Origin of the sequence: Streptomyces sp. NPDC059695 (assembly GCF_042733785.1) — a bacterium.
Taxonomy (GTDB): domain Bacteria; phylum Actinomycetota; class Actinomycetes; order Streptomycetales; family Streptomycetaceae; genus Streptomyces.
In genome coordinates this window covers 248332-273735 of record NZ_JBHWFF010000002.1, presented here as the reverse complement: position 1 = coordinate 273735, position 25404 = coordinate 248332, and the positions used below count along the sequence as shown (strand labels likewise).

At 72.3% G+C, this 25404-nt stretch carries 20 protein-coding genes; 10 read left to right on the top strand and 10 right to left on the bottom strand.

Features of this window, described 5'->3' with window-relative positions:
• The first annotated feature begins 4 nt into the window (after positions 1 to 4).
• From ACFV2S_RS03830 to alc, 3 genes are read left to right on the top strand one after another with little or no spacing between them, the layout of a single operon-like run.
• Positions 5 to 943, top strand: a complete 939-nt coding sequence (locus ACFV2S_RS03830; RefSeq protein ID WP_385553938.1) for a DMT family transporter — start codon at positions 5 to 7, stop codon at positions 941 to 943.
• Between the two features lie 24 nt (positions 944 to 967).
• Positions 968 to 1894 carry a LysR family transcriptional regulator gene (locus ACFV2S_RS03825; RefSeq protein ID WP_383794670.1) on the top strand — a complete coding sequence of 309 codons (927 nt, stop codon included), beginning with the start codon at positions 968 to 970 and terminating at the stop codon, positions 1892 to 1894.
• A 60-nt stretch (positions 1895 to 1954) separates the two neighbouring features.
• Positions 1955 to 3106, top strand: a complete 1152-nt coding sequence (gene alc, locus ACFV2S_RS03820) for an allantoicase (RefSeq protein WP_385553936.1) — start codon at positions 1955 to 1957, stop codon at positions 3104 to 3106.
• 120 nt (positions 3107 to 3226) lie between these two features.
• Here alc and pepN (ACFV2S_RS03815) read toward each other — a convergent pair whose 3' ends face one another.
• From pepN (ACFV2S_RS03815) to ACFV2S_RS03795, 5 genes are all read right to left on the bottom strand, one after another.
• The gene (pepN, locus tag ACFV2S_RS03815; protein WP_385553935.1) at positions 3227 to 5794 is read right to left on the bottom strand and encodes an aminopeptidase N; all 2568 of its coding nucleotides are present in this window, start codon (positions 5792 to 5794) and stop codon (positions 3227 to 3229) included.
• Positions 5795 to 5846: 52 nt separating this feature from the next.
• On the bottom strand, positions 5847 to 7031 hold the full coding sequence (locus tag ACFV2S_RS03810) for a TerD family protein (RefSeq protein WP_383801633.1): 1185 nt from the start codon (positions 7029 to 7031) through the stop codon (positions 5847 to 5849).
• Between the two features lie 76 nt (positions 7032 to 7107).
• On the bottom strand, positions 7108 to 8124 hold the full coding sequence (locus ACFV2S_RS03805) for an aspartate-semialdehyde dehydrogenase (RefSeq protein WP_385553932.1): 1017 nt from the start codon (positions 8122 to 8124) through the stop codon (positions 7108 to 7110).
• Between the two features lie 181 nt (positions 8125 to 8305).
• The gene (locus ACFV2S_RS03800; protein ID WP_385553930.1) at positions 8306 to 11626 is read right to left on the bottom strand and encodes a S8 family serine peptidase; all 3321 of its coding nucleotides are present in this window, start codon (positions 11624 to 11626) and stop codon (positions 8306 to 8308) included.
• Between the two features lie 194 nt (positions 11627 to 11820).
• Positions 11821 to 12363 (bottom strand): CGNR zinc finger domain-containing protein, encoded by a 543-nt coding sequence (locus ACFV2S_RS03795; protein WP_385553928.1) that lies wholly within the window; start codon positions 12361 to 12363, stop codon positions 11821 to 11823.
• A 131-nt stretch (positions 12364 to 12494) separates the two neighbouring features.
• On the opposite strand from ACFV2S_RS03795, the gene ACFV2S_RS03790 reads away from it, so the two are divergent.
• From ACFV2S_RS03790 to ACFV2S_RS03770, 5 genes are all read left to right on the top strand, one after another.
• Positions 12495 to 12950, top strand: coding sequence for a VOC family protein (locus ACFV2S_RS03790; protein ID WP_385553926.1), 456 nt, complete (start codon positions 12495 to 12497; stop codon positions 12948 to 12950).
• Between the two features lie 28 nt (positions 12951 to 12978).
• A complete protein-coding gene (locus ACFV2S_RS03785; protein WP_385553924.1) occupies positions 12979 to 13839 on the top strand; it encodes a pyridoxamine 5'-phosphate oxidase family protein in 861 nt (286 codons plus the stop codon).
• 24 nt (positions 13840 to 13863) lie between these two features.
• Positions 13864 to 14373 (top strand): HPP family protein, encoded by a 510-nt coding sequence (locus ACFV2S_RS03780; protein ID WP_385553922.1) that lies wholly within the window; start codon positions 13864 to 13866, stop codon positions 14371 to 14373.
• Between the two features lie 9 nt (positions 14374 to 14382).
• The gene (locus ACFV2S_RS03775; RefSeq protein WP_385553921.1) at positions 14383 to 14850 is read left to right on the top strand and encodes an NUDIX hydrolase; all 468 of its coding nucleotides are present in this window, start codon (positions 14383 to 14385) and stop codon (positions 14848 to 14850) included.
• Positions 14851 to 14966: 116 nt separating this feature from the next.
• Positions 14967 to 16124 (top strand): serine hydrolase domain-containing protein, encoded by a 1158-nt coding sequence (locus tag ACFV2S_RS03770; protein WP_385553919.1) that lies wholly within the window; start codon positions 14967 to 14969, stop codon positions 16122 to 16124.
• A gap of 3 nt (positions 16125 to 16127) precedes the next feature.
• Here the strand turns inward: ACFV2S_RS03770 and ACFV2S_RS03765 are convergent, their stop codons facing one another.
• Positions 16128 to 17132 carry a hypothetical protein gene (locus ACFV2S_RS03765; RefSeq protein WP_385553917.1) on the bottom strand — a complete coding sequence of 335 codons (1005 nt, stop codon included), beginning with the start codon at positions 17130 to 17132 and terminating at the stop codon, positions 16128 to 16130.
• Between the two features lie 137 nt (positions 17133 to 17269).
• Positions 17270 to 19816 carry an aminopeptidase N gene (pepN, locus tag ACFV2S_RS03760; protein ID WP_385553915.1) on the bottom strand — a complete coding sequence of 849 codons (2547 nt, stop codon included), beginning with the start codon at positions 19814 to 19816 and terminating at the stop codon, positions 17270 to 17272.
• 147 nt (positions 19817 to 19963) lie between these two features.
• On the opposite strand from pepN (ACFV2S_RS03760), the gene ACFV2S_RS03755 reads away from it, so the two are divergent.
• A complete protein-coding gene (locus ACFV2S_RS03755) occupies positions 19964 to 20599 on the top strand; it encodes a DsbA family protein (protein WP_385553913.1) in 636 nt (211 codons plus the stop codon).
• Between the two features lie 112 nt (positions 20600 to 20711).
• Here ACFV2S_RS03755 and ACFV2S_RS03750 read toward each other — a convergent pair whose 3' ends face one another.
• The 3 genes from ACFV2S_RS03750 to ACFV2S_RS03740 form a co-directional block, all read right to left on the bottom strand.
• Complete coding sequence (locus ACFV2S_RS03750) at positions 20712 to 21356, bottom strand: superoxide dismutase (protein ID WP_385553911.1); 645 nt, start codon at positions 21354 to 21356, stop codon at positions 20712 to 20714.
• Positions 21357 to 21524: 168 nt separating this feature from the next.
• Positions 21525 to 22937: an amino acid permease gene (locus ACFV2S_RS03745; protein WP_383791030.1), complete on the bottom strand. Its 1413-nt coding sequence runs from the start codon at positions 22935 to 22937 to the stop codon at positions 21525 to 21527.
• Positions 22938 to 23053: 116 nt separating this feature from the next.
• Positions 23054 to 24436 carry an amino acid permease gene (locus tag ACFV2S_RS03740; RefSeq protein ID WP_385553909.1) on the bottom strand — a complete coding sequence of 461 codons (1383 nt, stop codon included), beginning with the start codon at positions 24434 to 24436 and terminating at the stop codon, positions 23054 to 23056.
• A 265-nt stretch (positions 24437 to 24701) separates the two neighbouring features.
• Here ACFV2S_RS03740 and ACFV2S_RS03735 point away from each other — a divergent pair, with 265 nt between their 5' ends.
• Entirely contained in the window at positions 24702 to 25295 is a 594-nt protein-coding gene (locus ACFV2S_RS03735) for a biotin transporter BioY (RefSeq protein WP_383791024.1), read from the top strand.
• Positions 25296 to 25404 lie beyond the last annotated feature (109 nt).

The window sequence follows — 25404 nt, the reverse complement described above, 5'->3', positions numbered from 1 at the left end:
CGGCATGAGCCTGGACACCGCCCGCAACCCGACCGACACCGACAGAACCCGCACCGCCACCGAGAGGCCGGCACCCGCCAAGGGCGCCGGCCTCGGCGTGCTTCTCGCCCTCCTCGCCACCGTCGTCTGGTCCGGCAGCTTCGTCGTCGCCCGCGCCCTCCACGACACCGTCCCCCCGGTCCAGGCCGCCTTCTGGCGCTGGATCGTCGCCCTGCTCGCCGTGGCCCCGCTCGCCGCCCGCGAGACCTGGCGGCAGCGGCACCTGATCCGCCGCCACCTCCGCTTCCTCACCCTCGCGTCGCTGCTCGGCATCACCGTCTACAACACCCTGGTCAACCAGGCCGGGACCGCCACCTCCGCCGGCAACATGGGCATGATCATGGCCGCCTCGCCGGTCCTCATGGCCGTCTTCGCCCGCCTCGGCGGCAACCGCCTCGGCCCGCGCCGCACCACCGGCATGCTCATCGCCTGCGCCGGCGTCCTGCTCCTCGTCAGCAAGGGCTCCCTCGCCCCCGACCTCGCCGTCGGCGACCTCTGGGTCATGGCCGCGGCCGTCTGCTTCGCCTCCTACAGCGCCCTGCTCAAGCGCCGCCCGGCCGAACTCGGCGGCCTCGCCTTCCTCTTCACCACCTTCGTCCTCGGCACGCTCATGCTCCTCCCGGCCTACGGGATCAGCCTCGCCGTCCAGGGCGGCTTCGAGCCCACCGCCGGCACCGTCGGCCCCCTCGTCTACGTCGGCGTCCTCTCCTCGGCCGTCGCCTTCTTCGCCTGGAACAAGGCCGTCACCCTGATCGGCGCCGCCCGCGCCGGGATCGTCTACTACCTCCAGCCCGTCTGCGTCGCCCTCCTCTCGTACGCCCTCCTCGGCGAACGGCTCGGCCTCCTCGGCGGCGCGAGCATGGTCCTGATCCTCGGCGGGGTCGCGCTCAGCTCGGCCCGGTAGCCGGGGCCCGATATGTTGCGCCCCATGACCGAGTGGGACATCAAGAAGCTCCAGATCCTCCGCACCCTCCGCGACCGCGGCACCGTCACCGCGACCGCGGAGGCGCTGCTCATGACCCCCTCGGCCGTCTCGCAGCAGCTCACCAACCTCTCCAGGCAGCTCGGGGTGCGGCTGCTGGAGGCCCAGGGCCGCCGGGTCCGCCTCACCGACGCCGCCCATCTGGTGCTCCGCCACGCCGAGGTGGTCTTCGCGCAGCTGGAGCGCGCCGACGCCGAACTCGACGGCTACCTGCGGGGCGAGGCGGGCCAGGTCCGGGTGGCGGCCTTCTCCACGTCCGTGCCCGCGCTGCTCGTGCCCGCCGTGCGGCACCTGCGGACCGCCCACCCCGGGCTCGACGTCCGGATCCGGGAGGCCGAGGCGGCGGAGGCGTACGAGCTGCTCACCGCCGGCGAGGTCGACCTCGCCCTCTCGCTCGCCGCCCACGCGCCCTCCGCGCGCGACCCCAAGTTCAGCCGCGTGCCGCTGCTCGCCGACCCCCTCGACGTCGCCCTGCCCGCCGGCCACCCGCTCGCCGACGCGCCCGGCCTGCGACTCGCCGACCTCGCCGCCGAGCCCTGGATCTTCGGCGGCTCGGGGCCCTGGTCCGAGATCACCACCGCCGCCTGCGAGGCCGCCGGCTTCGTGCCCGAGCAGGCCCACAGCGCCTCCGGCTGGACCGCGATCCTCGCCATGGTCGAGGCGGGCCTCGGGATCGCGCTGGTGCCCCGGATGGCCTCCGCGGACCGCCGGGGCGGCAGCGGGGTCGTCATGCGGGTCCTCTCCGCCGACCAGCCGCGCCGCCACGTCGTCGCCGCGGTACGGAGCGGGGCGGAGGAGGGACCGGCGGTGGCCCGGGTGCTGGCCGCGCTCCGGCAGGCCGCCGCGGCCCGCGAGACCGTTCAGCAGAACTGAACATGTCTGTCGAAAACATTCGATGGACCGGGGTGAGGTCGGAGCGGCAGAGTCGACGCCATGAGCAGCCTCGACGCGAACCAGGACCCGCACGCCAACGACGCCGCCCCCTACTCCGGCGGGGACCCCTACGCCGACTACCGCACCGGTGACTTCCCCTTCACCGAGCTCGTCGACCTCGCCGACCGCCGCCTCGGCGCCGGGGTCGTCGCCGCCAACGACGAGTTCTTCGCCGAGCGCGAGAACCTCCTCGTCCGCGAGCGCGCCGTCTTCGACCCGGAGCACTTCGGCCACAAGGGCAAGATCATGGACGGCTGGGAGACCCGCCGCCGCCGCGGCGCCGACGCCGAGAACGTCTTCCCCGCCCCCGAGGACCACGACTGGGCGATCGTCCGCCTGGGCGCCCCCGGCGTGATCCGCGGGATCATCGTCGACACCGCCCACTTCCGCGGCAACTACCCGCAGAAGGTCAGCATCCAGGCCACCGCCGTCGAGGTCCCCCTGCCTGGCGGCGGGGGTGCCCCCACGCCCAGCCCCGCCGAGCTGCTCGACGCGAAGTGGGAGGAGCTCGTCCCGCAGACCCCCGTCCGCGGCCACGCCGCCAACGGCTTCACCATCGACGCCGAGCGCCGCTTCACCCACGTACGGCTCTGCCAGCACCCCGACGGCGGCGTCGCCCGGCTCCGCGTCCACGGCGAGGTCGTGCCCGACCCCGAGTGGCTGGAGCTCCTCGGCACCCTCGACCTGATCGCCGTGCTCAACGGCGGCTCCTACGAGGACGCCTCGGACAAGTTCTACTCCTCGCCGACCCAGATCATCCTGCCCGGCACCTCCCGCAAGATGGACGACGGCTGGGAGAACCGCCGCCGCCGGGTCCGCGACACCAACGACTGGGTCCGCTTCAAGCTCGTCGCCCAGGGCGCCGTCCGCGCCGTCGAGATCGACACCGCCTACCTCAAGGGCAACTCGGCCGGCTGGATCGCGCTCCAGGGCCGCAACGGCGAGTCGGGCGAGTGGTTCGAGATCATCCCGCGCACCCGCCTCCAGCCCGACACGCTGCACCGCTTCAAGCTGCCCGCGCAGGCCGTCGTCACCCACGTCCGGCTCGACGCCTTCCCCGACGGCGGCGTCGCCCGGATGCGCCTGCACGGCGCCCTCACCGAGCAGGGCGCGGCCGACCTGCGCGCCCGGTACGCCCGCCTGGGCGGCTGACACGCTTCCGCCCGGCGGCGCGGCCGCGCGCCGACGCCCGCCCGCCGGGCGGACTCCAAGCACGGCGAAGGGGCACCTCCGTGGGGGAGGGTGCCCCTTCGCCGTTCTGCCGACGGGGTGTTACGAGGCGTCCGCCGCCTGCGCCCGCAGCGCCCGCTCGACGCCGGCGCGGGACTCCGTCACCAGCCGGCGCAGTGCCGGGACCGGCTCGTTCGCGGAGATCCACGCGTCCGTCGCGTCCAGCGTCTCCCGCGAGACCTGGAACGTCGGGTAGAGGCCGACCACGATCTGCTGGATCATCTCGTGGCTGCGGGTCTCCGCGACCTGCTTGATCGACGCGAAGTACTTCGCGGTGTACGGGGCGAGCAGCTCGCGCTGGTCGGCCTGGACGAAGCCGCCGATGACGGCCTCCTGCACGGCGTTCGCCAGCTTGTCGTCCTCGACGACCGAGGCCCAGGCCTCCGCCTTCGCCGCCTCCGTCGGACGGGCCGCGCGCGCGGTCGCCGCGTGCCGCTCGCCCGCCGCCGTGCGGTCGCGCTCCAGCTCGGCCGCGATCTCGGTCTCGTCGTAGACGCCGGTGGCCGCGAGGCGCTGCACGAAGGCCCAGCGCAGCTCGGTGTCGACCGCGAGGCCCTCGATCGACTCGCGTCCCTCCAGGAGGGCCGCCAGCAGGTCGAGCTGCTGCGGGGTGCGGGCGGTCGCCGCGAAGGCGCGGGCCCACGCCAGCTGGTGGTCGCCGGCCGGCTCCGCCGCGCGCAGGTGCGCCAGCGTCGCCTCCGTCCAGCGCGTCAGACCGGTCTCGCGCCACTCCGGCGCCGCGTACAGGTCGAGGGCCGCCTTCACCTGGCCCTGGAGCGACTGCACCACGCCGATGTCGGACTCCTTGGCGATGCCCGACAGCACCAGCTCCAGGTAGGCGCGGGTGGCCAGCTCGCCGTCGCGGGTCATGTCCCAGGCCGAGGCCCAGCACAGCGCGCGCGGCAGGGAGTCGGCGAAGTCGCCGAGGTGCGCGGTGACGTTCTTCAGGGACACCTCGTCGAGGCGGACCTTCGCGTACGACAGGTCGTCGTCGTTGAGGAGGACGACCGCCGGGCGGGACCTGCCGACCAGCTCGGGCACCGGAGTCAGTCCGGCGGCCGCGATGTCCAGCTCCAGACGGTCGGTGCGGACCAGCTTGCCGCCGGCGTCCAGGTCGTAGAAGCCGATGGCGATGCGGTGCGGGCGCAGCACGGCCTCGCCCTTGGCGCCGGCGGGCAGGGCCGGGGCCTCCTGCCTGACGGCGAACGAGGTGATCGAGCCGTTCTCGTCGGTCTCGATCTCCGGGCGGAGGATGTTGATGCCGGCCGTCTCCAGCCACGCCTTCGACCAGGTCTTCAGGTCGCGGCCGGAGGTCTCCTCCAGGGCGCCCAGCAGGTCGGACAGGCGGGTGTTGCCGAAGGCGTGCGCCTGGAAGTACGCCTGGACGCCCTTGAAGAACTCGTCCTGGCCGACGTAGGCCACGAGCTGCTTCAGGACCGAGGCGCCCTTGGCGTACGTGATGCCGTCGAAGTTGACGAGCACGTCCTCCAGGTCGTTGATCTCGGCCATGATCGGGTGCGTCGACGGCAGCTGGTCCTGGCGGTAGGCCCAGGTCTTCTCCGCGTTGGCGAAGGTGGTCCAGGCGTTCGGCCAGCGGGTGCCCGGCACCGAGGCCTGGCAGGCGACCGAGGTGTACGTGGCGAACGACTCGTTCAGCCACAGGTCGTTCCACCACTCCATGGTGACGAGGTCGCCGAACCACATGTGGGCGAGCTCGTGGAGGATGGTCTCGGCGCGCCGCTCGTACGCCGCGTCCGTCACCTTCGAGCGGAAGACGTACTGGTCGCGGATGGTGACCGCGCCCGCGTTCTCCATCGCGCCCGCGTTGAACTCCGGCACGAAGAGCTGGTCGTACTTCGCGAACGGGTAGTCGTACGCGAACTTCTCCTGGAACCAGTCGAAGCCCTGGCGGGTCACGTCGAAGATGTGGTCCGCGTCCAGGAACTCGGCCAGCGAGGGACGGCAGTAGATGCCCAGCGGGACGACCTGGCCGTCCTTCTCGTACGTCGAGTGCACCGAGTGGTACGGGCCGACGATCAGGGCCGTGATGTAGGTGGAGATGCGCGGGGTCGGCTCGAAGACCCACACGTCGTTGTCGGGCTTCGGGGTCGGCGAGTTCGAGATCACCGACCAGCCGCTCGGCGCCTTCACGGTGAACTGGAAGGTCGCCTTCAGGTCGGGCTGCTCGAACGAGGCGAAGACCCGCCGCGCGTCCGGCACCTCGAACTGGGTGTACAGGTAGGCCTGGTCGTCGACCGGGTCGACGAAGCGGTGCAGGCCCTCACCGGTGTTGGTGTACGCGCAGTCGGCGACGACCTTCAGCTCGTTGCGCCCCTGGGCCAGGTGGTCCAGCGCGATCCGCGAGTCGCGGAAGACGGCGGCGACGTCGAGCGAGCGGCCGTTGAGAACGACCTCGTGGACGGCGGGGGCGACGAGATCGATGAAGGTCCCGGCGCCTGCCTCGGCGGAATCGAAGCGGACGGTGGTGACGGACCGGTAGGTGCCGCCCTCCTGCGCACCGGTGAGGTCGAGTTCGACCTCGTACGCGTCCACGGTCAGCAGCGCCGCCCGCTGCTGAGCCTCTTCACGGGTCAGGTTGGTCCCAGGCACCCGGTCAACTCCTCGGTTTCGTGACGTTTGGGCCATCCTTCCACGGGCCGGCTCAGCTGCGCACGGAACATTTCCACGGCCCGTCCCCGCTGATCCGCAGCAGCCCCGGACCCGGCACCGGAGCGCTCGCCCGGACCTCGCCGATCTCGTTGACCAGCAGGTCCTGCTCCTCGTCGTCGTAGAGCGGGTCCAGCGGCGGGGTGTGCTGGTGCACGGTGAAGTTCGACTCCCCGTGGTGCGCGAAGTCCAGCACCCCGGCCGGCCCCTCGTAGATCACCAGATCATGGGCGAGGCCCTCCAGCCGGCTGTCGAAGCGGCGCGCGTGGGACAGCGGCAGCACCCGCAGCGTCCAGGGCGTCTCGGCCTCCACCCGCAGGGTCAGCGGCCGGGCGCGCGGGACGAGCGCCACCGTCCGCGCGCGCACGTCGTCCTCGTACGCCGTGAGGAGGTAGTCCACGGCCCGCCCGTACGCGTCGCAGGACTCGATCGTGGTGGACAGCGAGTGGTACGACTCGATCTCCAGGAGCACCCAGTGCCCCGCCGGAAGACCCGGGTCGCAGTGCACCGTCTCCTTGCCGCGCCCCTGGTACACGGACGGCCGGAACTCCCCGCCGTACGGGTCGGACACCGGCACGGGCGGAGCGGCGGGCACCGGGGGAGGGGGCGGCGGGACGTAGCCGGGGCCCGGGATCGGCGGCGGCGGGGACTCCACCACGATGCCGAAGTCCGTCGCGAGCCCGGCGAGCCCCGCGGCGTACCCCCGGCCGGCCGCGCGGAAGAGCCAGCCGCCGTCCCACCGGTGGAACTCCCCGCACACGAGGGCGGTCTCCGTCGTCGCGCCCCCGATCGCGCGGTACGCCACCGGGTTCCCGGCCCCGTCGGCGACCCGCACGTCGAGCCCGGGCACCTGCCCGAAGGCGCCGCCGTCGACGGATGCGGCGATCACCAGGCGCCCGACGTCCGGCTCCACGCGCGCGAGGTCCAGCCACAGCCAGTCCGCGGCCGGGCTGCCGGGCGCGCCCGGGGCCGACCTCCCCAGGTGCCGGACGGCCCCCGAGGGGTGCTCGGCGTGGTTGTAGAAGACCAGATCGGCGTCGCCCCGCACCCGCTCCCCGGCTCCGAGGAGCAGAGCGGAGACGTCCACGTCGGGCACGCCGTGCCCGGTGCGCCAGCCGACGGCGACGTGGAGGGCCTGCGGCGGCACCGGGACGTCGGCACCCGTGGGTATCCGGTTCATGGGGGAACTCTGGCACGGGCGGGCACGCCGGAGGGGCTGCTCCCCGCAACGGGAGGCAGCCCCTCTCGGATCGTGACTAGCCCTTGAGCTCGGCCGCGACGAGCTCCGCGATCTGCACGGCGTTCAGCGCCGCGCCCTTGCGCAGGTTGTCGTTGGAGAGGAAGAGCGCGAGGCCGTTGTCGACGGTCTCGTCCACGCGGATGCGGCCCACGTAGGAGGCGTCCTTGCCGGCGGCCTGGAGCGGGGTCGGGATCTCGGAGAGCACGACGCCCTCGGCGTCCTTCAGGAGCTCGTAGGCGCGCTCGACGCTGATCGGGCGCTCGAAGCGCACGTTCACCTGGAGGGAGTGGCCGGAGAAGACCGGGACGCGGACGCAGGTGCCGGAGACCTTGAGCTCCGGGATCTCCAGGATCTTGCGGGACTCGTTGCGGAGCTTCTGCTCCTCGTCGGTCTCGAAGGAGCCGTCGTCGACGATCGAACCGGCCAGCGGGACCACGTTGAAGGCGATCGGGCGCTTGTAGACGGCGGGCTCGGGGAACTCGACGGCCTCGCCGTCGAAGGCCAGCTGGTCGGCGGTCTCGGCCACGGCGCACGCCTGCGTGCGCAGCTCGGCGACACCGGCCACGCCCGAGCCGGAGACGGCCTGGTAGGTGGTGGCGATCAGCGCGGTGAGGCCGGCCTCCTGGTGGAGCGGCTTGAGGACCGGCATGGCGGCCATCGTGGTGCAGTTCGGGTTGGCGATGATGCCCTTGGGGCGGTCCTTGATCGCGTGCGGGTTGACCTCGGAGACCACCAGCGGGACCTCGGGGTCACGGCGCCAGGCGGAGGAGTTGTCGATCACGACGGCGCCCTGCGAGGCGACCTTCTCGGCGAGGGCCTTGGAGGTGGCGCCGCCGGCGGAGAAGAGCACGATGTCGAGGCCGGTGTAGTCGGCGGTGGAGGCGTCCTCGACCGTGACGCCGTCCACGACGGTCCCGGCGGAACGGGCGGAGGCGAAGAGCCGCAGCTCGTCGAGCGGGAACTCGCGCTCGGCCAGGATGCTGCGCATGACTGTGCCGACCTGACCGGTGGCTCCGACGATTCCGACCTTCACGGGGACTCCTCCGTACGTATGTGCAGGGTGCTGCCGGTCCATGATGCGTATGTCCCGGGGCGCCTTGTCCAATCCATTGTCCACAGGTCGGGACGAGTGTCGGGGCATCCACCGGGACGATCACCGGGACGTGAAAGGGGCGGGCGCCGGTTCCGGCACCCGCCCCTTCACCTGCGTGGTGCTACGGGGTGACCGAGCCGATCAGGACGCTGCCGGTGCCCGCGACGGTGCCGCGCGCGTTGAGCAGCTGGACCTCGCCGAAGAACTGGCGTCCCTCGGGGGCCGCGCCCGCGACGACGACCTCGGCCGCGACCGGGGCGGAGGCGCCGTTCGCCAGGACGACCGGCTTCGAGGCGTCGACCTTCACGGTGCCGAGCGAGGACGAGTAGTACACGTCCTTGTAGTCGTACGTGGTGCCGCCCGCGGCACCGACCGAGTAGCCGTCGATGACGACGGTGTACGTGCCCGCGGCCGGGTTCACGAGGGAGACGGACTCCTCCGAGTCGCCGTCCGCCGACTGTCCGACCTGCTTGCCGTCCAGGAGGACGGTGAGGTCGAGGTCGGCGGCCTTGTCGGAGGTGTTGCCGATGCCGATGTCGAGCCGCTCGACGCCCGCACCGATGGTGACGGTCTTCGTCTGCTGCTCGTGGTGCTGGATCGTCGGCGTCTCGCTCTTCTGCGAGCCGAGCGAACCGCCCTTGAGGGTGCCGGTGACGCCCGCGAAGCGGTTGGAGACCTGCCACTGGACGCCCGCGGGGGTGCCGATCTTCGCCTCCGGGACCGTCTGCACGGCCGGGTCGAAGTCGACGCCGAGGGCGGTGACGTTCAGCTTGTACGGGTTGTCCAGGTCCGGCGACGTGCGGCGGGCCTCGACCTCGATCTCCCAGACGCCGGGCGTCGGGTTCGCGTAGGACCGCAGGTCCGGGCGGCAGGTGTTGGCCGGGTTGTAGTGCGGGTAGCACATGGTGGTGGCGCTGTCCTCCATGCCCACGCCGACCGGGTGGATGGAGATGAACCGGGTCTGGCTCTTCTCCTTCAGACCGCCGAGCGCGACCTCCAGCGTCTTGGCGCCCTCGGGCACGGTGACGAAGTAGGAGGTGCTGCTGTTGCGCTGCACCGAGCCGGTGGCGGAGAAGCCGTAGCCCGGGCCGACCAGGTCGCTGGAGACGATCGAGGTCGCGAGGATCTGCTTGTCGACGCCCTCGGTGCGCTCGTCGTCGGCCTCCAGGATGACGCTGTGCGCGCCGGGGGTGGTGGCGCGGGCCTGGAGCTTGACGGTGACCGGCTTGTTCAGCGGCAGGTCGATCTCGTCGTCGCCGAGGATGCGGAAGGTGCCGTCGTTGTACTTGAGGTCCAGCTCGTGCTCGATGGGCCGGTTCGGGCCGCTCGTGCGCGTGATGGTGACGTCGTAGACGCGCTTCTGGCCGACCTTGAGGCCGCCCTCGCGGTCGTACACGCCGGTGCCGGTGTGCGGGGCCGGGAAGATCACGGTGTCGACCGGGGCCTCGACCTTGTAGTCGTGGGCGGTGGCACCGTCCTTGATCGACTCCCAGGCCTCCTCGATGTCCATGAGGCCCGAGCCCTGCTCGTGCGCCGCGACACCGGGGATGCGCTTCGCGGTCGAGGTCAGCGCGGTCCGCAGGGTGAGCGGGGAGAGCGCGATGCCCTTCTGCTTGGCGGCCGAGATCAGCAGCGCGCTCGCGCCCGCCGCCTGCGGCGAGGACATCGAGGTGCCGTTGAGCATGCCGTAGCCGGCGGGCAGGGTGTAGCCCGACTCGGCGACGCCGGCGCCCGGCTGCCAGGTCGGGATGGTGTTCACGGCCGAGCCGGGGGCGGTGATGGTCGGGGTGAAGCCGCCGTCCTCACGCGGACCGCGCGAGGAGAAGGGGAACATGGCGTACTTCTTGTCCACGGCCGAGCCGTAGTTGGCGGCCCAGGTCTCCTTGGAGACGGCCGCGCCGACCGAGATGACCTTGTCGGCCAGACCGGGGTCGCCGATCGTGTTGATGCCGGGGCCCTCGTTGCCGGCCGAGATGACCAGCTGGACGCCGTACTGGTCGATCAGGCGGGTGTAGAGGCGCGAACGGACGTTGTCGCCGTCGTTCTGCTGCGGCAGGCCGCCGATCGACATGTTGACGATGTCGACGCCGCGGTTGACGACGAGGTCCGTCATGCCCTCGGTGAGGGCGGTGTTGGTGCAGCCGCCGGACCAGGTGCACGCGCGCGCGGAGACGATCTTCGCGCCGGGCGCGGCGCCGTTCATCTTCCCGCCGAAGAGGCCGTGGGCGGCGGTGATGCCGGCGACGTGCGTGCCGTGCGAGGACTCGACGAGACCCACGCTGACGAAGTCGCGCTTCTGGCCGACCCAGGTCCCGCCCAGCGGGTCCATGGGGACGTCCTTGCGGATCTCCACCACGAACGGGGTCTTCTCGACGACCTCGGTGGCCGGGTTGTCGGTACCGAAGTAGCCGATCTGGTACCCGTCCTTGTACGGCTTCATCGGCGCGTTGTCCGTGAAGTCGTTGTTCTGGTCGGTGTCCACGCGGACGGTCCCGGCGGCGGGGTCGTACAGCATGCCGAAGACGTCGGTGGTGTCGCCGTCCCGGTTGATGTCGCCCTTCGGGTCGCCGCCCGCGGTGACCGCCTCGGTGAAGCGGCTGAACTGGTACGAGCCCGCCGGGGCCTTCCAGCTCTGCGCGGAGGCGGTGAAGACCGGGCCGGTGACCGGGGTGACCTGGGCGCGCCAGGTGGCGTCGCCCTCGGTCAGCGGGTCGGTGGCGGTGACCCAGTCGACGATCTTGCGCTCGCCGGTGGTGGTCTTCTGCAGGGCCGGGTGGCCCAGGTCGACACCGGAGTCCAGGATGCCGATGGTCACGCCGCGGCCGTCGGCCTTCGGGTGCTCCTTGACGAAGTCGACCGCGCCCGTCTCGTACGAGGGGTTGTACGGGTTCTTCGCCGGGGTGTCCTTGCCCGGTGCCGGGTAGGTCCGCGTGACGGTGGTGCCGGCGACGGCACCCGTCGCGGCGCCCGCGTCCGGCGTCGGGTCGTCCAGCGGGATCTCCGCCTGGAGGTCCACGGACTGGACGGAGGAGAGCTGCGTCGCGGCCTTGATGGCGGCGGCGGCCTTGGCCGTCGGCAGCGTGGCGCGGACGTAGCCGAGCGCGTCCTGCTGCTTGCCGACGGAGGCGCCGGCGACGGCGTCGAGCTGCGCCGCGACCTGCTCGGTGGCACCGGGCACGGTGGCGACGAGGACGGTGACGTTCTTCTCACCGCTCGCCTCGGCCTCGGTGAGCCGCTGGGCGTCGATGGCGCCGAGCTTGTCGGCCGGGTCCGAGGACTTGACCGGGGGAGTGCTCGCCGGGGCTTCGGCGGCGAGCACGGGCGCGGCACCGGTCGCGACGAGCGCGGCGACGAGTCCCGCGGCGGCGGCGATGCGGGCCGCGCGTCTGGGCCCGTGCGTCGCGCTTCCGGGTATGGAGCTCCGAGTTTCGGGGGTGGTCATCTACATCCCTGTTTGTGAAAGGAGGGCGTCCGGATATTGATGCCGGATGACCGCTCAGCCTTTCGTAAGTCACAGGGGTTTGTGGAGAGTTGCCCGGGGCCGGATTGCCGCCGCGGCGTAAACCCGCCAGCGCCGTGGACCCGCCAGGCGGGACGAATCCGCCTGGACGGGGGCGAGTCGTTCCCGAGGGGGGCTCAGCTCTCCTTCGTGCGGGCGTAGTGGCGGGAGGCCTTGGCGCGGTTGCCGCAGACCGCCATCGAGCACCAGCGGCGGGTGCCGTTCCGCGAGGTGTCGAAGAAGTGCAGGATGCACGCCTCGTGGGCGCAGGCCCGGATCCGGTCGGGCGCCGTGCGCAGCAGGTCGAGGTAGTCGCGGGCGGCGGTCCAGCCGGGGCCCCGGGCGGGATCGGCGAACTCGGCCTCCTCGCCGGGGCCCTCGGTGGTGAGCGTGGCCCGGATGCGGCCGTGGCCGAGGACGGCGTCCACGCGCGCGGTGGCGGCGGGGTCGCCGGGGTGGTCGACGAGCGCGGCGAGCGCGTCCCGTGCGGCGAGGGTGTGCCGCAGGGTGGCCGCGTCGGCGGCGAACCGCTCCTCCAGGCCGTGGGCGGCGAGCCAGACGGCGAGCCCCGCGACGTCCGTCAGCAGGTCCTGGCGGACGCCCTCCTCGTTCCAGCGGGTGTTCAGCAGGTCCAGGGAGACGGGCTCGCCGGTGAGCGGCCGGGGGTCGATGGCGGTCATGGCGGGCACCCTCCTCGGTGAACTAACCCCTCAAGAGTACGTGAGCGGTTGACTCCCGCCGCACCTAACCTCTAAAGTCAAATTAAGCGGTTAGCCCGAGGGGGGTGGCCGCAACGAGAGAGGGGACCCTCATGTCCGCGATCGGCACGCTCGCCACCCACCACGTCGGCCTCAACGTCACCGACCTGACGCGCTCGCTCGCCTTCTACGGCGACGTCCTCGGCTTCGACGTCCTCGGCGAGGGCGCGGAGAAGGACAGCCGCTACGCCTTCCTCGGCCAGGACGGCCGCCTGGTCCTCACCCTCTGGCAGCAGTCCGAGGGCACCTACGACGCCGGCCGGCCCGGGCTCCACCACCTCGCCTTCGAGGCCGAGTCCATCGAGCACGTCCGCGCCGCCGAGGCCGCGCTCACCGCACGCGGCGCCTCCTTCGCGTACGAGGGCGTCGTCGCCCACCGCGAGGGCGCGGCCTCCGGCGGCATCTTCTTCCACGACCCGGACGGCACCCGCCTGGAGATCTCGGTCCCGAAGGGCGCCGAGGAAGCGGAAGCCCCGTCCGATACGGCCCCGACCTGCGGCTTCTTCTAGCCGCCGACCCGCACGCACGGAGGCACCCGTGAACACCGCCTACCACCCCGGCTCCCTCGCCGTGCAGCGACGCGTCGGCGTCCGCGACCTCGCCGACCACGTGGGCCGCTCCATCACCCCGGGCATCCGCCCCGTCGCCGCCGCCTTCCTGGAGGCGCAGCCCATGCTGATGCTCGGCGCCGCGGACACCGAGGGGCGCGTCTGGGCCCGCCTGCTCACCGGCGCGCCCGGCTTCGTCCGGGCCACCGGCCCCCACACGGTCTCGGTCGCCGCAGCCCTCCCCGAGGGCGCCGACGGCGCCCCCGTCGGCACCCTCGCCCTCGACCCCCGCACCCGCCGCCGCATGCGCCTCAACGGCACCGCCAGGACCAGTGCGCGCGGCTTCACGATCGAAGCCGAACAGGTCTTCTCCAACTGCCCGAAGTACCTCCAGAAGAGGGAGTGGTACGGCTCCGGGCCCGCCGGCCCCGACGCCGGTGACGAGCGCCACGGCGAGGCGCTCACCCCCGACCAGATCCGCCGGATCCGGGCGGCCGACACCTTCTTCGTCGCCACCGCCGCCCCCGACGGCCTCGACACCAGCCACCGCGGCGGCAACCCCGGCTTCGTCCGCGTCGACTCGCCCGGGGAGATCAGCTGGCGCGACTACCCGGGCAACGCGATGTTCCTGACCCTGGGCAACCTGGAGTCCGACGGCCGCGCCGGACTGCTCTTCCTGGACTGGGAGACGGGTCTCACGCTCGCGCTCAGCGGCCTCGCGCACACCGAGTACGGGCCCGACGGCCGCGTGACCCGCTTCCGGATCGAGCGCACGGCCGAGAACCCGTCCGGCAGCCCCCTGCGCTGGTCGCCACCCGAGTACTCCCCGTCCAACCCGCCGACCCCCTGACCGAGCCGCGCCCCTGGAGGCCCCGTGACCGCCACCCTCGCGCCCGCCGCCCCGCCCCGGCCCGCAGCGCCGCCGCGCCCCCGCCCCGGAACCGTCCTCGCCTCCACCGCGGCCGCCGTCGCCGCGCTCCTCCTGCTCGTCGCCCTCGGCGCCCTCCTCCACCAGCCCCTGCTCATCCCGCCGCTCGCCGCCAGCATGGCGCTGGTGGCGGGCGCCCCCGCCCTGCCGCTCTCCCAGCCGCGCTCGGTCATCGGCGGGCAGCTGCTGTCCGCCCTGACCGGCTTCGCGGTCCTCGCCGTGGCCGGGCCCGGCCCGTGGGGCGCGGCCGTCGCGGGCGGTCTGGCCCTCGGCGTGATGATGCTCGCCCGGGCCCCGCATTCGCCCGCCGCGGCCACGGCGGTGATCGTCGCCCTCCAGGAGCCGCCCTTCTGGTCGTTTCTCGGCCTTCTCGCCCTCGCCTCGCTCCTGCTGGTCGCCGTCGGACTGGGCGCCGCCCGTGCCGCGGGGCGGACGTATCCCGCGTACTGGCTCTAATCTCGGTCCATGCAGCAGGAGTTGAGGGTGGCGGCCTACGCCGTGTGCGTCCGTGACGACGAGTTGCTCCTCGCCCGCTGGGTCGCGAAGGACGGCGTCAAGCGGTGGACGCTGCCGGGCGGCGGCATGGACCACGGGGAGGAGCCCGTCCACACCGTCGTCCGCGAGGTCGAGGAGGAGACCGGGTACCTGACCGAGCCGACCGCGCTCCTCGGCATCGACTCCATCCGGCGCTCCCGGCTCCGCCGACTCGGCGGCCCCGGCGACTGGCAAGGGCTGCGGATCATCTACGAGGCGCAGGTCACCGGGGGTGCCCTGCGCAACGAGACGGACGGTTCGACGGACCTCGCCGCCTGGCACCCGCTCGACTCCGTGCCCTCCCTCACCCGCGTCGAACTCGTCGACATCGGCCTCGACCTGTGGCGCGCGAGGCCCCCGGTGGGCCGCTCCCGTCTCACCGATCCGGCGAACGGCTGACCCCTCCCGCGCGAACGGCCGAAAAGGGCTCAACCGCTCCGATCGCCCTCAACCCCCACCCGCTCCCCGCGGTCCCCTCCCGTGACCGATCAGTCCGCACGTCAGGGGAGCCCCGCATGTCAGCCGCACGCACCGCCCGTACCGTCGTCGCCGCCACGCTCGTCGCGGGCCTCGCGGCCACCGCCCTCGCCACCCCCGCCCTCGCGGCCGGCGGGGCGCCCGCGAAGGGGGGCCACACGGCCACCCAGCAGGCCCTGGACGCGGCCGTCGCCGACGGAGTCCCCGGCGCCGTCGCCCAGGCCCGCGACGGACACGACCGCTGGACCGGCACGGCCGGCGCGCGCGGCGGGGACGACCGCTACCGCGTCGGCTCCATCACCAAGACCTTCACCGCCACCGTCCTCCTCCAGCTCCAGGCCGAGGGCCGCGTCGACCTCGACGACCCGGTCGAGAAGTGGCTCCCCGGCGTCGTCCGGGGCCACGGCCACGACGGCCGGAAGATCACCGTGCGCCAGCTCCTCAACCACACCAGCGGCATCTACAGCTACACCGAGGATCCCGCCTTCCAGGCCAAGGTCTTCGGCTCCGGATTCCTTGAGCACCGCTACGACACCTGGACCCCGGAGCAGCTCGTCGCCGTCGCCATGGCCCACGAGCCCGACTTCGCGGCCGGCACCTCCTGGAACTACTCCAACACCAACTTCGTCCTCGCCGGCATGGTGATCGAGAAGGTCACCGGCCGCCCCTACGGCAAGGCCGTCGAGAACCGGATCGTCAAGCCGCTCAAGCTCCGCGCCACCACCGTCCCCGGGACCCGCGCCGCCATGCCGCGGCCCAGCAGCCCGGCGTACTCCAAGCTCTCCGAGAACGTGAACGGCCCCGTCCACGACGTCTCCAGGCTCAACCCGAGCATCGCGGGCGCGGCGGGCGAGATCATCTCCGACTCCCGCGACCTGCAGACCTTCTACCGCGCCCTCCTCCAGGGCCGGCTCCTCACGAAGGGCGCTCTGAAGGAGATGACCACCACGGTGCGGATCTCCCCCGACTACCCGAACGTGGGCTACGGCCTCGGGCTCATGAAGGAGCGGCTGAGCTGCGGCGTGGAGGTCTGGGGCCACGGCGGCGGCATCCACGGCTCCTCCTCCCTCGCGCACGTGACCCGCGACGGCGAGCACTCCCTCGCCGGCAACTTCAACGCCGACTGGACGGGCGACACCCAGAAGGTCGTCGAGGCCGAGTTCTGCGGCACGACCGGCACCGCCCCGAAGTCCTAGCCCTCACCTCGGCAGGACGACGACGTACGTGGCGGGGTGCCGGTCCGGCGCGGCCATCAGCGCCGTACGGACCACGGTGGCCTGCTGGTCCATCGCCTCCCGCAGCTTGCGCGGGGTGAGGTGGACGACCGTGATGCCGAGCCGCTCCAGGTGCTCCCGCTTGCGGGTGTACTCGGTCCACAGCTCGTCGTCGTCCTGCCGGGGCGCCCGGGTGTCCAGCTCCACGGCCACCGCCTGCTCCGGCCAGTAGGCGTCCACCCCGCCCAGGTGCGGGCCGCCCGGCAGCCGCAGGTCCACGTTCCACACCGGGTCCGGCAGCGCGAACTCCCGGACCATGTCGTAGAGCCGCTGCTCGGACCGCGAGCGGCCCTCGGCGAGCAGCGCGTCCACCGCGTCCACCACGTGCGTCCGGGAGAGCAGCCGCGCCCGGCTCAACTCCCGGACGATCACGCCCGGTTCGCAGTGGCCGCCGCGGACCGCCTCGGTGAGCAGCCGGCGTACCGTCTCCGCGTCCGTGAGGCCCGACACCGCGTCGGCGACGGCGCGGGCGACCGGGGCGACGGGGACGCCCGTGAGCTCCACCGGCTCCGGCGACTCGGGGGCGCGCACCACCCGCACCCACCCCGTCGAGCGCAGCCGCCGGGTGCGCGGCACCAGCACGTCGATCCGGTCCAGGGCGGTGAGCGGGGGAGCGGAGGGGAGGCGGTGCAGGGCGAGCGCGGCGAGCCCGGTGATCATCGGGTCGGGGCCCTGCGGGGGGACGCTCCCTGCCCCGCGGGCGTAGAGCAGCGCGGCCTTCAGCCGGTCCTCGCCGGTGGGCGGCCCGGGCTGGAGCAGGAAGACGCCGGGCAGCAGCTGCTGCCAGCCGCCGGGCCGGCAGTGCGCGGCGACCTCGGCGGCGGGCACGCCCTGGGCCCTCAACTGGTCGGCGGACGCGAGGCGTTGCGTACGACCGGTGCGGGAGGAGAGGGGGAGGGGGCGGGGGGTGATGGGGGTGTTGTGGTTCATGCCGGGGGTCTTCCGCGCCCGAAGGCTCCCCTAACCCCTGTTACACGCTCGTCGACAATTGGGGACAAGCTCGCCCTAAAGTACGCACGTTCGAGTGCCGATGGGGGCCGCGGTCCGCGACCCCCACCGGCGCGGCCTCAGGCCGCCCGGCCGTCGCAGGCCTGCGCGCGCAGAGCCCGCGCCAGGTCGTCCCGTGCCTCCAGGACGAGACGGCGCAGCGCCGGCGCCGCCGCCTCGTGCTCCGACAGCCAGGCGTCCGCCGAGGCCAGGGTCGCCTCGTCGTCCTGGAGCCCGGGGAACAGGCCCCGGACCACGTCGATGCCGATCTGGATCGACCGCTCGCCCCACAGCCGCTCGATCGCCGCGAAGTACTTCTCCGCGTACGGCGCGATCAGCTCGCGCTGCGAGGGCTGGACGAAGCCCGCGATGGTCGCCTCGACCAGCGCGTTCGACAGGGTGTCCGACTCCACGACCTGCGCCCAGGCCTGCGCCTTGACCGCCGCCGACGGCCGCGAGGCCAGCAGGCGGGTCTGGTGGCGCTTGCCCGTGGCCGTGTCGTCCCGGGCGAGCTCCTCGCCGATCCGGACGTCGTCCGCGCGGCCGTGCGCGGCCAGCGGGGAGAGCAGCGCCCAGCGCAGCTCCTGGTCGACGTCGAGGCCGTCGATCTTCGCCGTGCCCTCCAGCAGCCCCTCCAGGAGCTGGAAGTCGGCGTCGGAGGCGGCGGTCGCCGCGAAGAACCGCGCCCAGGTCAGCTGGTGCTCGCTGCCCGGCTCGGCCTCCCGCAGCTCGCGCAGCCCGCCCTCGGCGAGCAGCCGCCCGCCCTCCTCGCGCCACGCGGGCGTCGCGTAGAGGGTGACGGCCGACTTCGTCCAGCCGTGCACCATCTGCAGGACGCCGATGTCGGTCTCGCGGCCCGCGAAGGCGAGCGCGACGGACACGAAGTCCCGGGCGGGCATCAGCCCGTCACGGGTCAGGTTCCACAGCGCCGACCAGCACAGGGCGCGGGCCAGCGGGTCCGTGATGTCACCGAGGTGGGCCCGCAGCGTCGCGAGCGAGCCCTCGTCGAAGCGGATCTTGCAGTAGGTGAGGTCGTCGTCGTTGACGAGCACCAGGTCGGGCTTCTCGGCGCCCGCGAGCTCGGTGACGACGGTCCGGGCGCCGGTGAGGTCGGCCTCGGCCCGCGCGTACCGCACGAGCTCCCCGCCCGAGACCCGGTAGAGGCCCACGGCCGCCCGGTGCGGACGCAGCTCGTCGCCCTCCTGGAGGACGGCGAGCTCGGTGATCCGGCCGTCGGCGTCGTAGGTGACGGCCGGGGTCAGGCTGTTGACGCCGGAGGTCTGGAGCCAGGACTTCGCCCAGGCCTTCATGTCCCGCCCGGAGGTCTCCTCCAGGATGGACAGGAGGTCGGCCAGGCGCGTGTTCCCGTAGGCGTGGCGCTTGAAGTAGCGGCGCGCGCCCTCCAGGAACGCGTCCCGGCCGGCGTACGCGACGAGCTGCTTGAGCACCGAGGCGCCCTTGGCGTACGTGATGCCGTCGAAGTTGAGCTTGGCGTCCTCCAGGTCACGGATGTCGGCCGTGATCGGGTGCGTGGACGGCAGCTGGTCGGCGCGGTACGCCCAGGACTTGCGGTTGTTGGCGAAGGTCACCCAGCTGTTGGTGAAGCGGGTGGCCTCGGCGTTCACGAAGGAGCCCATGAAGTCCGCGAAGGACTCCTTGAGCCACAGGTCGTCCCACCACACCATCGTGACCAGGTCGCCGAACCACATGTGCGCCATCTCGTGCAGGATGACGTTGGCGCGGCTCTCGTACGCGGCCTGGGTGACCTTGCCCCGGTAGATGTACTCCTCGCGGAAGGTCACCATGCCCGGGTTCTCCATCGCGCCGAGGTTGTACTCGGGGACGAAGGCCTGGTCGTACTTCCCGAAGGGGTACGGGTAGTCGAAGTTGTCGTGGAAGAAGTCGAAGCCCTGCTTGGTGATCAGGAAGACGTCGTCCGCGTCGAAGTGCTTCGCGAGCGACTTCCGGCACATCGCGCCGAGCGGGATCTCCAGCTCGCCGCGCGTGTAGCTGTCGGTCACGTAGTGGTACGGGCCGGCCACGACGCACGTGATGTACGTGGAGATCGGCGCGGTCTCCGCGAACCGCCACACGCCCTCGGTGTCCCGCTCGCCCGCGCCGTTCGACCAGACCGTCCAGCCCTCGGGCGCGGTCACCGCGAAGCGGTACGGGGCCTTGAGGTCGGGCTGCTCGAAGGTGGCGTACACCCGGCGGGCGTCGGCCGGCTCGTACTGCGTGTAGAGGTAGACCTCGCCGTCCTCCGGGTCGACGAAGCGGTGCATGCCCTCGCCGGTCCGGCTGTAGGCGCACTGCGCGTCCACCACGAGCGTGTTCTCGTCGGCGAGGCCGTCGAGCGCGATCCGCGCGCCGTCGAAGACCACGGCGGGGTCGAGGGAGCGGCCGTTCAGTGTGACCGAGGTCACCGAGGGGGCGATCAGGTCGACGAACGTGCTCGTGCCCTCGCCGGTGCGGCGGAACCGGATCGTGGTCTCGGAGCGGAAGGTGCGCACCGCCTCGTCCGAGTCGCCGACCGCCGACCGGAGGTCGAGGACGACCTCGTACCCGTCGACGGACAGCAGCGCGGCCCGCTCGTGGGCCTCGTCGCGGGACAGATTCTCACCGGGCACGGTCACTCCTTCGTGGCGCGTTCGAAACAGCACCGATCCTCCCATGTGCAGCTGTCACCCGGGACACGGGAATGCGCGCGCGCCGGAGCGGGTTCCCTTCTTTCGGCGCACCACCTTCTTCTTCCCGCGGCCTCACCGAGGAGTGACATGTCCGAGAGCAGGACCACCGCAGACTTCTACTTCGACCCGCTGTGCCCGTGGGCCTGGATGACCTCCCGCTGGATGCTGGAGGTGGAGCAGGTCCGCCCGGTGGACGTGCGCTGGAAGGTCATGAGCCTGGCGGTGCTCAACGAGAACCGGCTCGACGAGGTCCCCGCCGAGTACCGCGAGATGCTGGAGACCCAGGCCTGGGGCCCGGTGCGCGTGGTGATCGCCGCCCAGCAGCTGCACGGCGACGAGGTCGTCGGCAAGCTCTACACGGCCCTCGGCACCCGCTTCCACAACAACGGCGAGGGCCCGACCCGCGAGGCGATCGCCGGCGCGCTGAAGGACGTCGGCCTGCCCGAGGACCTGGCCGACTTCGCCGACCTGGACACGTACGACACCGAGCTGCGCGCCTCCCACACGGAGGGCATAGGGAAGGTCGGCCAGGACGTCGGCACGCCGGTCATCGCGGTGCCGGGCCCGACGGGCGACGAGGTCGCCTTCTTCGGCCCCGTCGTCACCCCGACCCCGCGCGGCGAGGCGGCGGCCCGGCTGTGGGACGGCACGCTGCTCGTGGCGTCGACGCCGGGCTTCTACGAGATCAAGCGCACCCGGACGGCGGCGCCCAGCTTCGAGTAGTCCCGGCCGCAGGCACGGAAGAACCCCCGCGATTCACGTCATCGCGGGGGTTCTTCGTTCATCCGCCTGCCCGGTGAAGGTTGAGAAGACGATCACGAGCAGGAGCGAGGGGTCAGAACGAGATCAGCGGCACCGAGGCCTTGGCCGACTGGTAGCGCTTGTTCACGTCCTGCCAGTTGACGACCTGCCACATGGCCTCGATGAAGTCGACCTTCTGGTTCTTGTACTGCAGGTAGAAGGCGTGCTCCCAGGCGTCGAAGACCAGCACCGGGACGGAGCCCTGGCCGACGTTGCCCTGGTGGTCGTAGACCTGCTCGACGATGAGCCGGCCGCTGATCGGCTCGTACGCGAGGACGCCCCAGCCGGAGCCCTGGGTGGTCGCGGAGGCCTTGGTCAGCTGGGCCTTGAACTTCGCGAAGGAGCCGAAGGACTCGGTGATCGCGTCCGCGAGCTCACCGACGCCGTCGGCGGCGAGCGGCTCGCCGCCGCCCCCGTCCTTCGGGCTGTTCATGTTGTTCCAGTAGATGGAGTGGAGGATGTGGCCGGAGAGGTGGAACGCGAGGTTCTTCTCCAGGCCGTTGATCGCACCCCACTGGTCCTTGTCGCGCGCCTCTTCCAGCTGCTCGAGGGTGTCGTTCGCGCCCTTGACGTACGCGGCGTGGTGCTTGTCGTGGTGCAGCTCGATGATCTGCGGATTGATCACCGGCTCCAGCGCCGCGTAGTCGTACGGCAGCTCCGGGAGCGTGTAGATCGCCATGTGACCGAGCCCTTCGATGGCTTATTGCAACCTATATGCAGGTGCAGGCTAACAGTAGGTGAGACTCGTTGTTGATCAGCCCTTCGTCCTAGGTCTCGTGTTCCCGGCATGGCGAAACCCCCGAACCGAGCGTCGGTCCGGGGGTTTCCGGGAGGGAGGGGCGGGAGCTCAGGCCGCGCGGCCCGATGCCGCCTTCTGGCGCACGAAGCCGACGGCGGCGAGCACCAGGGTCAGGCCGCCCGTCCAGTACAGCTGCACGCGGGTGCCCTCCTCGCGCGCCATCAGGACGAAGATCGCCGCCATGCCGGCCAGCGCCACCCAGGTCAGCACGGGGAAGGCCCACATCCGCACGACCAGCTTCTCGGGCGCCTCGCGCTCGGTGCGGCGGCGCAGCACCAGCTGGGAGGCGGCGATGAAGAACCAGACGACCAGGATGATCGCGCCGATGGTGTTGAGCAGCCAGATGAAGGCCTTGTCCGGCGACCAGTAGCTCAGCAGCACACAGCCGAAGCCGACGACCGAGGAGACGAGCACGGCCGGGCGGGGCACCCCGCCGTACAGGCGGCCCAGCGCCTTCGGGCCCTGGTCGCGCGCGACCAGCGAGCCGGCCATCCGGGAGGCGCCGTAGATGTTGGCGTTCATCGCCGAGAGCAGGGCGACCAGGACGACCACGTTCATGATCTGGCCGGCCGCGGGGATGCCCAGGTGGTCGAGGGCCGCGACGTACGGGCCCTTCTCGACGACCGCCTTGTCGTCCCACGGGACGAGGGTGACGATGACGGCCATGGAGCCGATGTAGAACAGCGCGATCCGCCACATCGCCGTACGGACGGCCTTGGCGACGCCCTGCACCGGGTGCTCGGACTCGGCCGCCGCGATGGTGACCGTCTCCAGTCCGCCGTACGCGAAGACGGACGCCAGCAGGCCCACGATCAGGCCCTCGGAGCCGTGCGGGAAGAAGCCGCCGTCGCCGCTGAGGTTCGCGGTGCCGGGGGCGTCCGTGCCGGGCAGGACGCCGACGATCGCGAGGACGCCGATGCCGAGGAAGAGCACGATCGCGCCGACCTTGAGCGCCGCGAACCAGAACTCGAACTCGCCGAAGTTCTTCACCGCCGCCAGGTTGGTGGCGCAGAAGACCACCATGAACAGCGCGACCCAGGCCCACTCGGGGCTGCCGGGGAACCAGCCGGTCATGATCTTCGCGGCGCCGATGCCCTCCAGGCCGACGGCCACGCAGAGCAGGAACCAGAAGGCCCAGCCGGAGGTGAAGCCCGCCCACGAGCCGAAGGCGCGCTCGGCGTGGACGGAGAAGGAGCCGGAGGCCGGGTTCGCGGCCGACATCTCGCCGAGCATCCGCATCACCAGCATCACGAGGATGCCGGAGATCGCGTAGGCGATCACGATCGAGGGTCCGGCGGCGGCGATGCCGGCGCCGGAGCCGACGAAGAGCCCGGCGCCGATGACGCCGCCGAGGGCGATCATCGAGAGGTGGCGCTGCTTGAGGCCGTGCGAGAGGCCCTCGGCAGATGCGGTCGCGCCGTCCTTGCGGTCGGCCGGCGCGGGCGCGGTGGTCCGAGACATGGGCGAACCCTGTTCACTAGCTGAGACGGGGAGGGAGCCCACAGTCTGGGTGGGCGTACCGCTCAGAGGGAACCGGAGTCCGCTATACGGGCACGACCTTCACACAAGGTGAAGATTCAGTTCCGCTTCGTTGACGCGGTGCGCCGTTCCCGCGCCCACGCCACCAGCAGGACCGCCCCCGTCGCCCCCGCCGACCAGAGCACCTGGGGCCGCGCCCCGTCGTCGAGGAGCATGAGGACGAGCACCGCGCCCATCGCCGCCAGCGCCACCCACGTCAGCCACGGGAAACCCCACATCCGCAGCGTCAGCGTCTCCGGCGCCTCCCGCTCGATCCGCCGCCGCAGCCGCAGCTGCGAGACCGCGATCAGCGCCCAGACGAACAGCAGCACCGCCCCGACCGCGTTCAGCATGTAGAGGAAGACGGAATCCGGCCACTTCAGATTGAGCAGGACGGAGACGAAGCCGAACGCCACCGAGGCGAGCACCGCCCGGCGCGGCACCCCGCCGCCCGTGATCCGCAGCAGCCCCTTCGGCGCCTCGCCGCGCTCCGCCAGCGAGAAGACCATCCGGGACGAGCCGTAGAGGTTCGCGTTGAGCGCCGACAGCAGCGCCACGAACACCACCACGTTCATGATCTGACCCGCCGCCGGCACCCCGATCGCGTCCAGGACCGCCACGTACGGCGACTCGCCCGGCTCCATCGCGGTCCACGGCAGCAGGGTCACGATGACCAGCATCGAGCCCACGTAGAAGAGCAGGATCCGCCAGACCGCGCTGCGCACCGCCCGCGCCACGTTCCGCGCCGGGTCGTCGGACTCGGCCGCCGCGATCGTGACGACCTCCAGGCCGCCGAAGGCGAAGACGACGGCCAGCACGCCCGAGACCACCCCGGACCAGCCGTGGGGCAGGAATCCGCCCTGTCCCGTCAGGTTGGCCAGGCCCACCGGGTCCGTGTCGGGCAGCCACCCCGCGATCGCGAGCACGCCGAGGACGAGGAAGAGGACGATCGCGCCGACCTTGAGCGCCGCGAACCAGAACTCGAACTCGCCGAAGTTCTTCACCGCCGCCAGGTTGGCGAGGGTGAACACGACCATGAAGAGCAGCACCCAGCCCCACTGCGGCACGCCCGGCACCCAGCCGTGCGCGATCCGCGCCGCGCCCGTCGCCTCCACGGCGAGGACCACGACCAGCAGGAACCAGTACAGCCAGCCCACCGAGAACCCCGCCCAGCGGCCGAGCGCCCGCTCCGCGTGGACCGAGAACGCGCCCGAGGCGGGCATCGCCGCCGCCATCTCGCCCAGCATCCGCATGATCAGCAGCGCGAGCGCGCCGGCGATCAGGTACGAGACCACGATGCCGGGCCCGGCGACGGCGATGCCGGCGCCCGAGCCGACGAAGAGCCCGGCGCCGATCACCCCGCCGAGCCCCAGCATCGTCAGATGACGCTGCTTCAGACCGTGGGAGAGGGGCTCCGGTTCAGGGGCGAGGGGGTCGTGCATGGGGGGCTCGTGCTCTCAGACGCTCGTGGAGACGTTTATTGGGACCCCACAGTCTCTCCAGTGAACGCCTCCTGGCGCAAAAAGGACCTCACCACACGAGTTCCCAGTGACAAGCGTCACGTGGCGCGAGGTGTGATCGACAGGGTTTGTTCGATCTCCATAAACCGCTCGACCGTCCCTTTGTCGGCGGCTGACGGTGATCGGGCGCTCACTCCTGGCATACCGTCAACCTGTCCCTCCCACCCTCACCCTCCGCGGAGTACCGATGAGCACCGCCGCCGCCCCCGCCCGCACCCTCCGGGCGGGCACCGTCCTCGCCGACCTCATCCCGGCGAGCCGCGCCCGCGACATCGCCCTCGTGGCCGGCGGCGCCGCCCTCACCGGCCTCGCCGCGCAGCTCTCGGTGCCGGTCCCCGGCTCCCCGGTCCCGGTCTCCGGCCAGACCTTCGCCGCCCTCCTCGTCGGCACGGCGCTCGGCGCGCGCCGCGGTTTCCTCGCCCTCGCGCTGTACGCGGTGGCGGGCGTGGCGGGCGTCCCGTGGTTCGCGGAAGGCGCCTCCGGCGCCTCCATGGCCACCTTCGGCTACATCCTCGGCATGCTCCTCGCCTCGACCGTCGTCGGTGCCCTCGCCCGCCGCGGCGCCGACCGCTCGGTGCTCCGCACCGCGGGCGCCATGGTCCTCGGCTCCGCGCTCATCTACGCGGTCGGCGTGCCCTACCTGGCCCTCGCCACCGGCATGCCCCTCGGCGAGGCCGTCGCCCTCGGCCTCACCCCGTTCCTCATCGGCGACGCCCTCAAGGCCGCGCTCGCCATGGGCGCCCTGCCGGCCGCCTGGAAGCTCGTGGGCCGCAAGGGCTGAGCCCCGGGCCGTACGCGAAGGGCCCCGGGGGGGGGCCCCCGCGCGGGGGGGGGGGGGGGGGGCCCGGGTCGCTCCGGGGCGCGCCCCGCACCCACCCCCCGCGGCTCGG

What these genes read in the sequence shown, in the direction of transcription:
- ACFV2S_RS03810 (WP_383801633.1), bottom strand. Translation starts at nt 7,031, where the DNA reads ATGAACCGGATACCCACGGGTGCCGACGTCCCGGTGCCGCCGCAGGCC.
- ACFV2S_RS03765 (WP_385553917.1), bottom strand. Translation starts at nt 17,132, where the DNA reads ATGAACCACAACACCCCCATCACCCCCCGCCCCCTCCCCCTCTCCTCC.
- ACFV2S_RS03735 (WP_383791024.1), top strand. Translation starts at nt 24,702, where the DNA reads ATGAGCACCGCCGCCGCCCCCGCCCGCACCCTCCGGGCGGGCACCGTC.
- ACFV2S_RS03745 (WP_383791030.1), bottom strand. Translation starts at nt 22,937, where the DNA reads ATGTCTCGGACCACCGCGCCCGCGCCGGCCGACCGCAAGGACGGCGCG.
- ACFV2S_RS03775 (WP_385553921.1), top strand. Translation starts at nt 14,383, where the DNA reads ATGCAGCAGGAGTTGAGGGTGGCGGCCTACGCCGTGTGCGTCCGTGAC.
- ACFV2S_RS03795 (WP_385553928.1), bottom strand. Translation starts at nt 12,363, where the DNA reads ATGACCGCCATCGACCCCCGGCCGCTCACCGGCGAGCCCGTCTCCCTG.
- ACFV2S_RS03825 (WP_383794670.1), top strand. Translation starts at nt 968, where the DNA reads ATGACCGAGTGGGACATCAAGAAGCTCCAGATCCTCCGCACCCTCCGC.
- ACFV2S_RS03800 (WP_385553930.1), bottom strand. Translation starts at nt 11,626, where the DNA reads ATGACCACCCCCGAAACTCGGAGCTCCATACCCGGAAGCGCGACGCAC.
- ACFV2S_RS03770 (WP_385553919.1), top strand. Translation starts at nt 14,967, where the DNA reads ATGTCAGCCGCACGCACCGCCCGTACCGTCGTCGCCGCCACGCTCGTC.
- ACFV2S_RS03830 (WP_385553938.1), top strand. Translation starts at nt 5, where the DNA reads ATGAGCCTGGACACCGCCCGCAACCCGACCGACACCGACAGAACCCGC.
- alc (WP_385553936.1), top strand. Translation starts at nt 1,955, where the DNA reads ATGAGCAGCCTCGACGCGAACCAGGACCCGCACGCCAACGACGCCGCC.
- ACFV2S_RS03790 (WP_385553926.1), top strand. Translation starts at nt 12,495, where the DNA reads ATGTCCGCGATCGGCACGCTCGCCACCCACCACGTCGGCCTCAACGTC.
- ACFV2S_RS03755 (WP_385553913.1), top strand. Translation starts at nt 19,964, where the DNA reads ATGTCCGAGAGCAGGACCACCGCAGACTTCTACTTCGACCCGCTGTGC.
- ACFV2S_RS03740 (WP_385553909.1), bottom strand. Translation starts at nt 24,436, where the DNA reads ATGCACGACCCCCTCGCCCCTGAACCGGAGCCCCTCTCCCACGGTCTG.
- ACFV2S_RS03750 (WP_385553911.1), bottom strand. Translation starts at nt 21,356, where the DNA reads ATGGCGATCTACACGCTCCCGGAGCTGCCGTACGACTACGCGGCGCTG.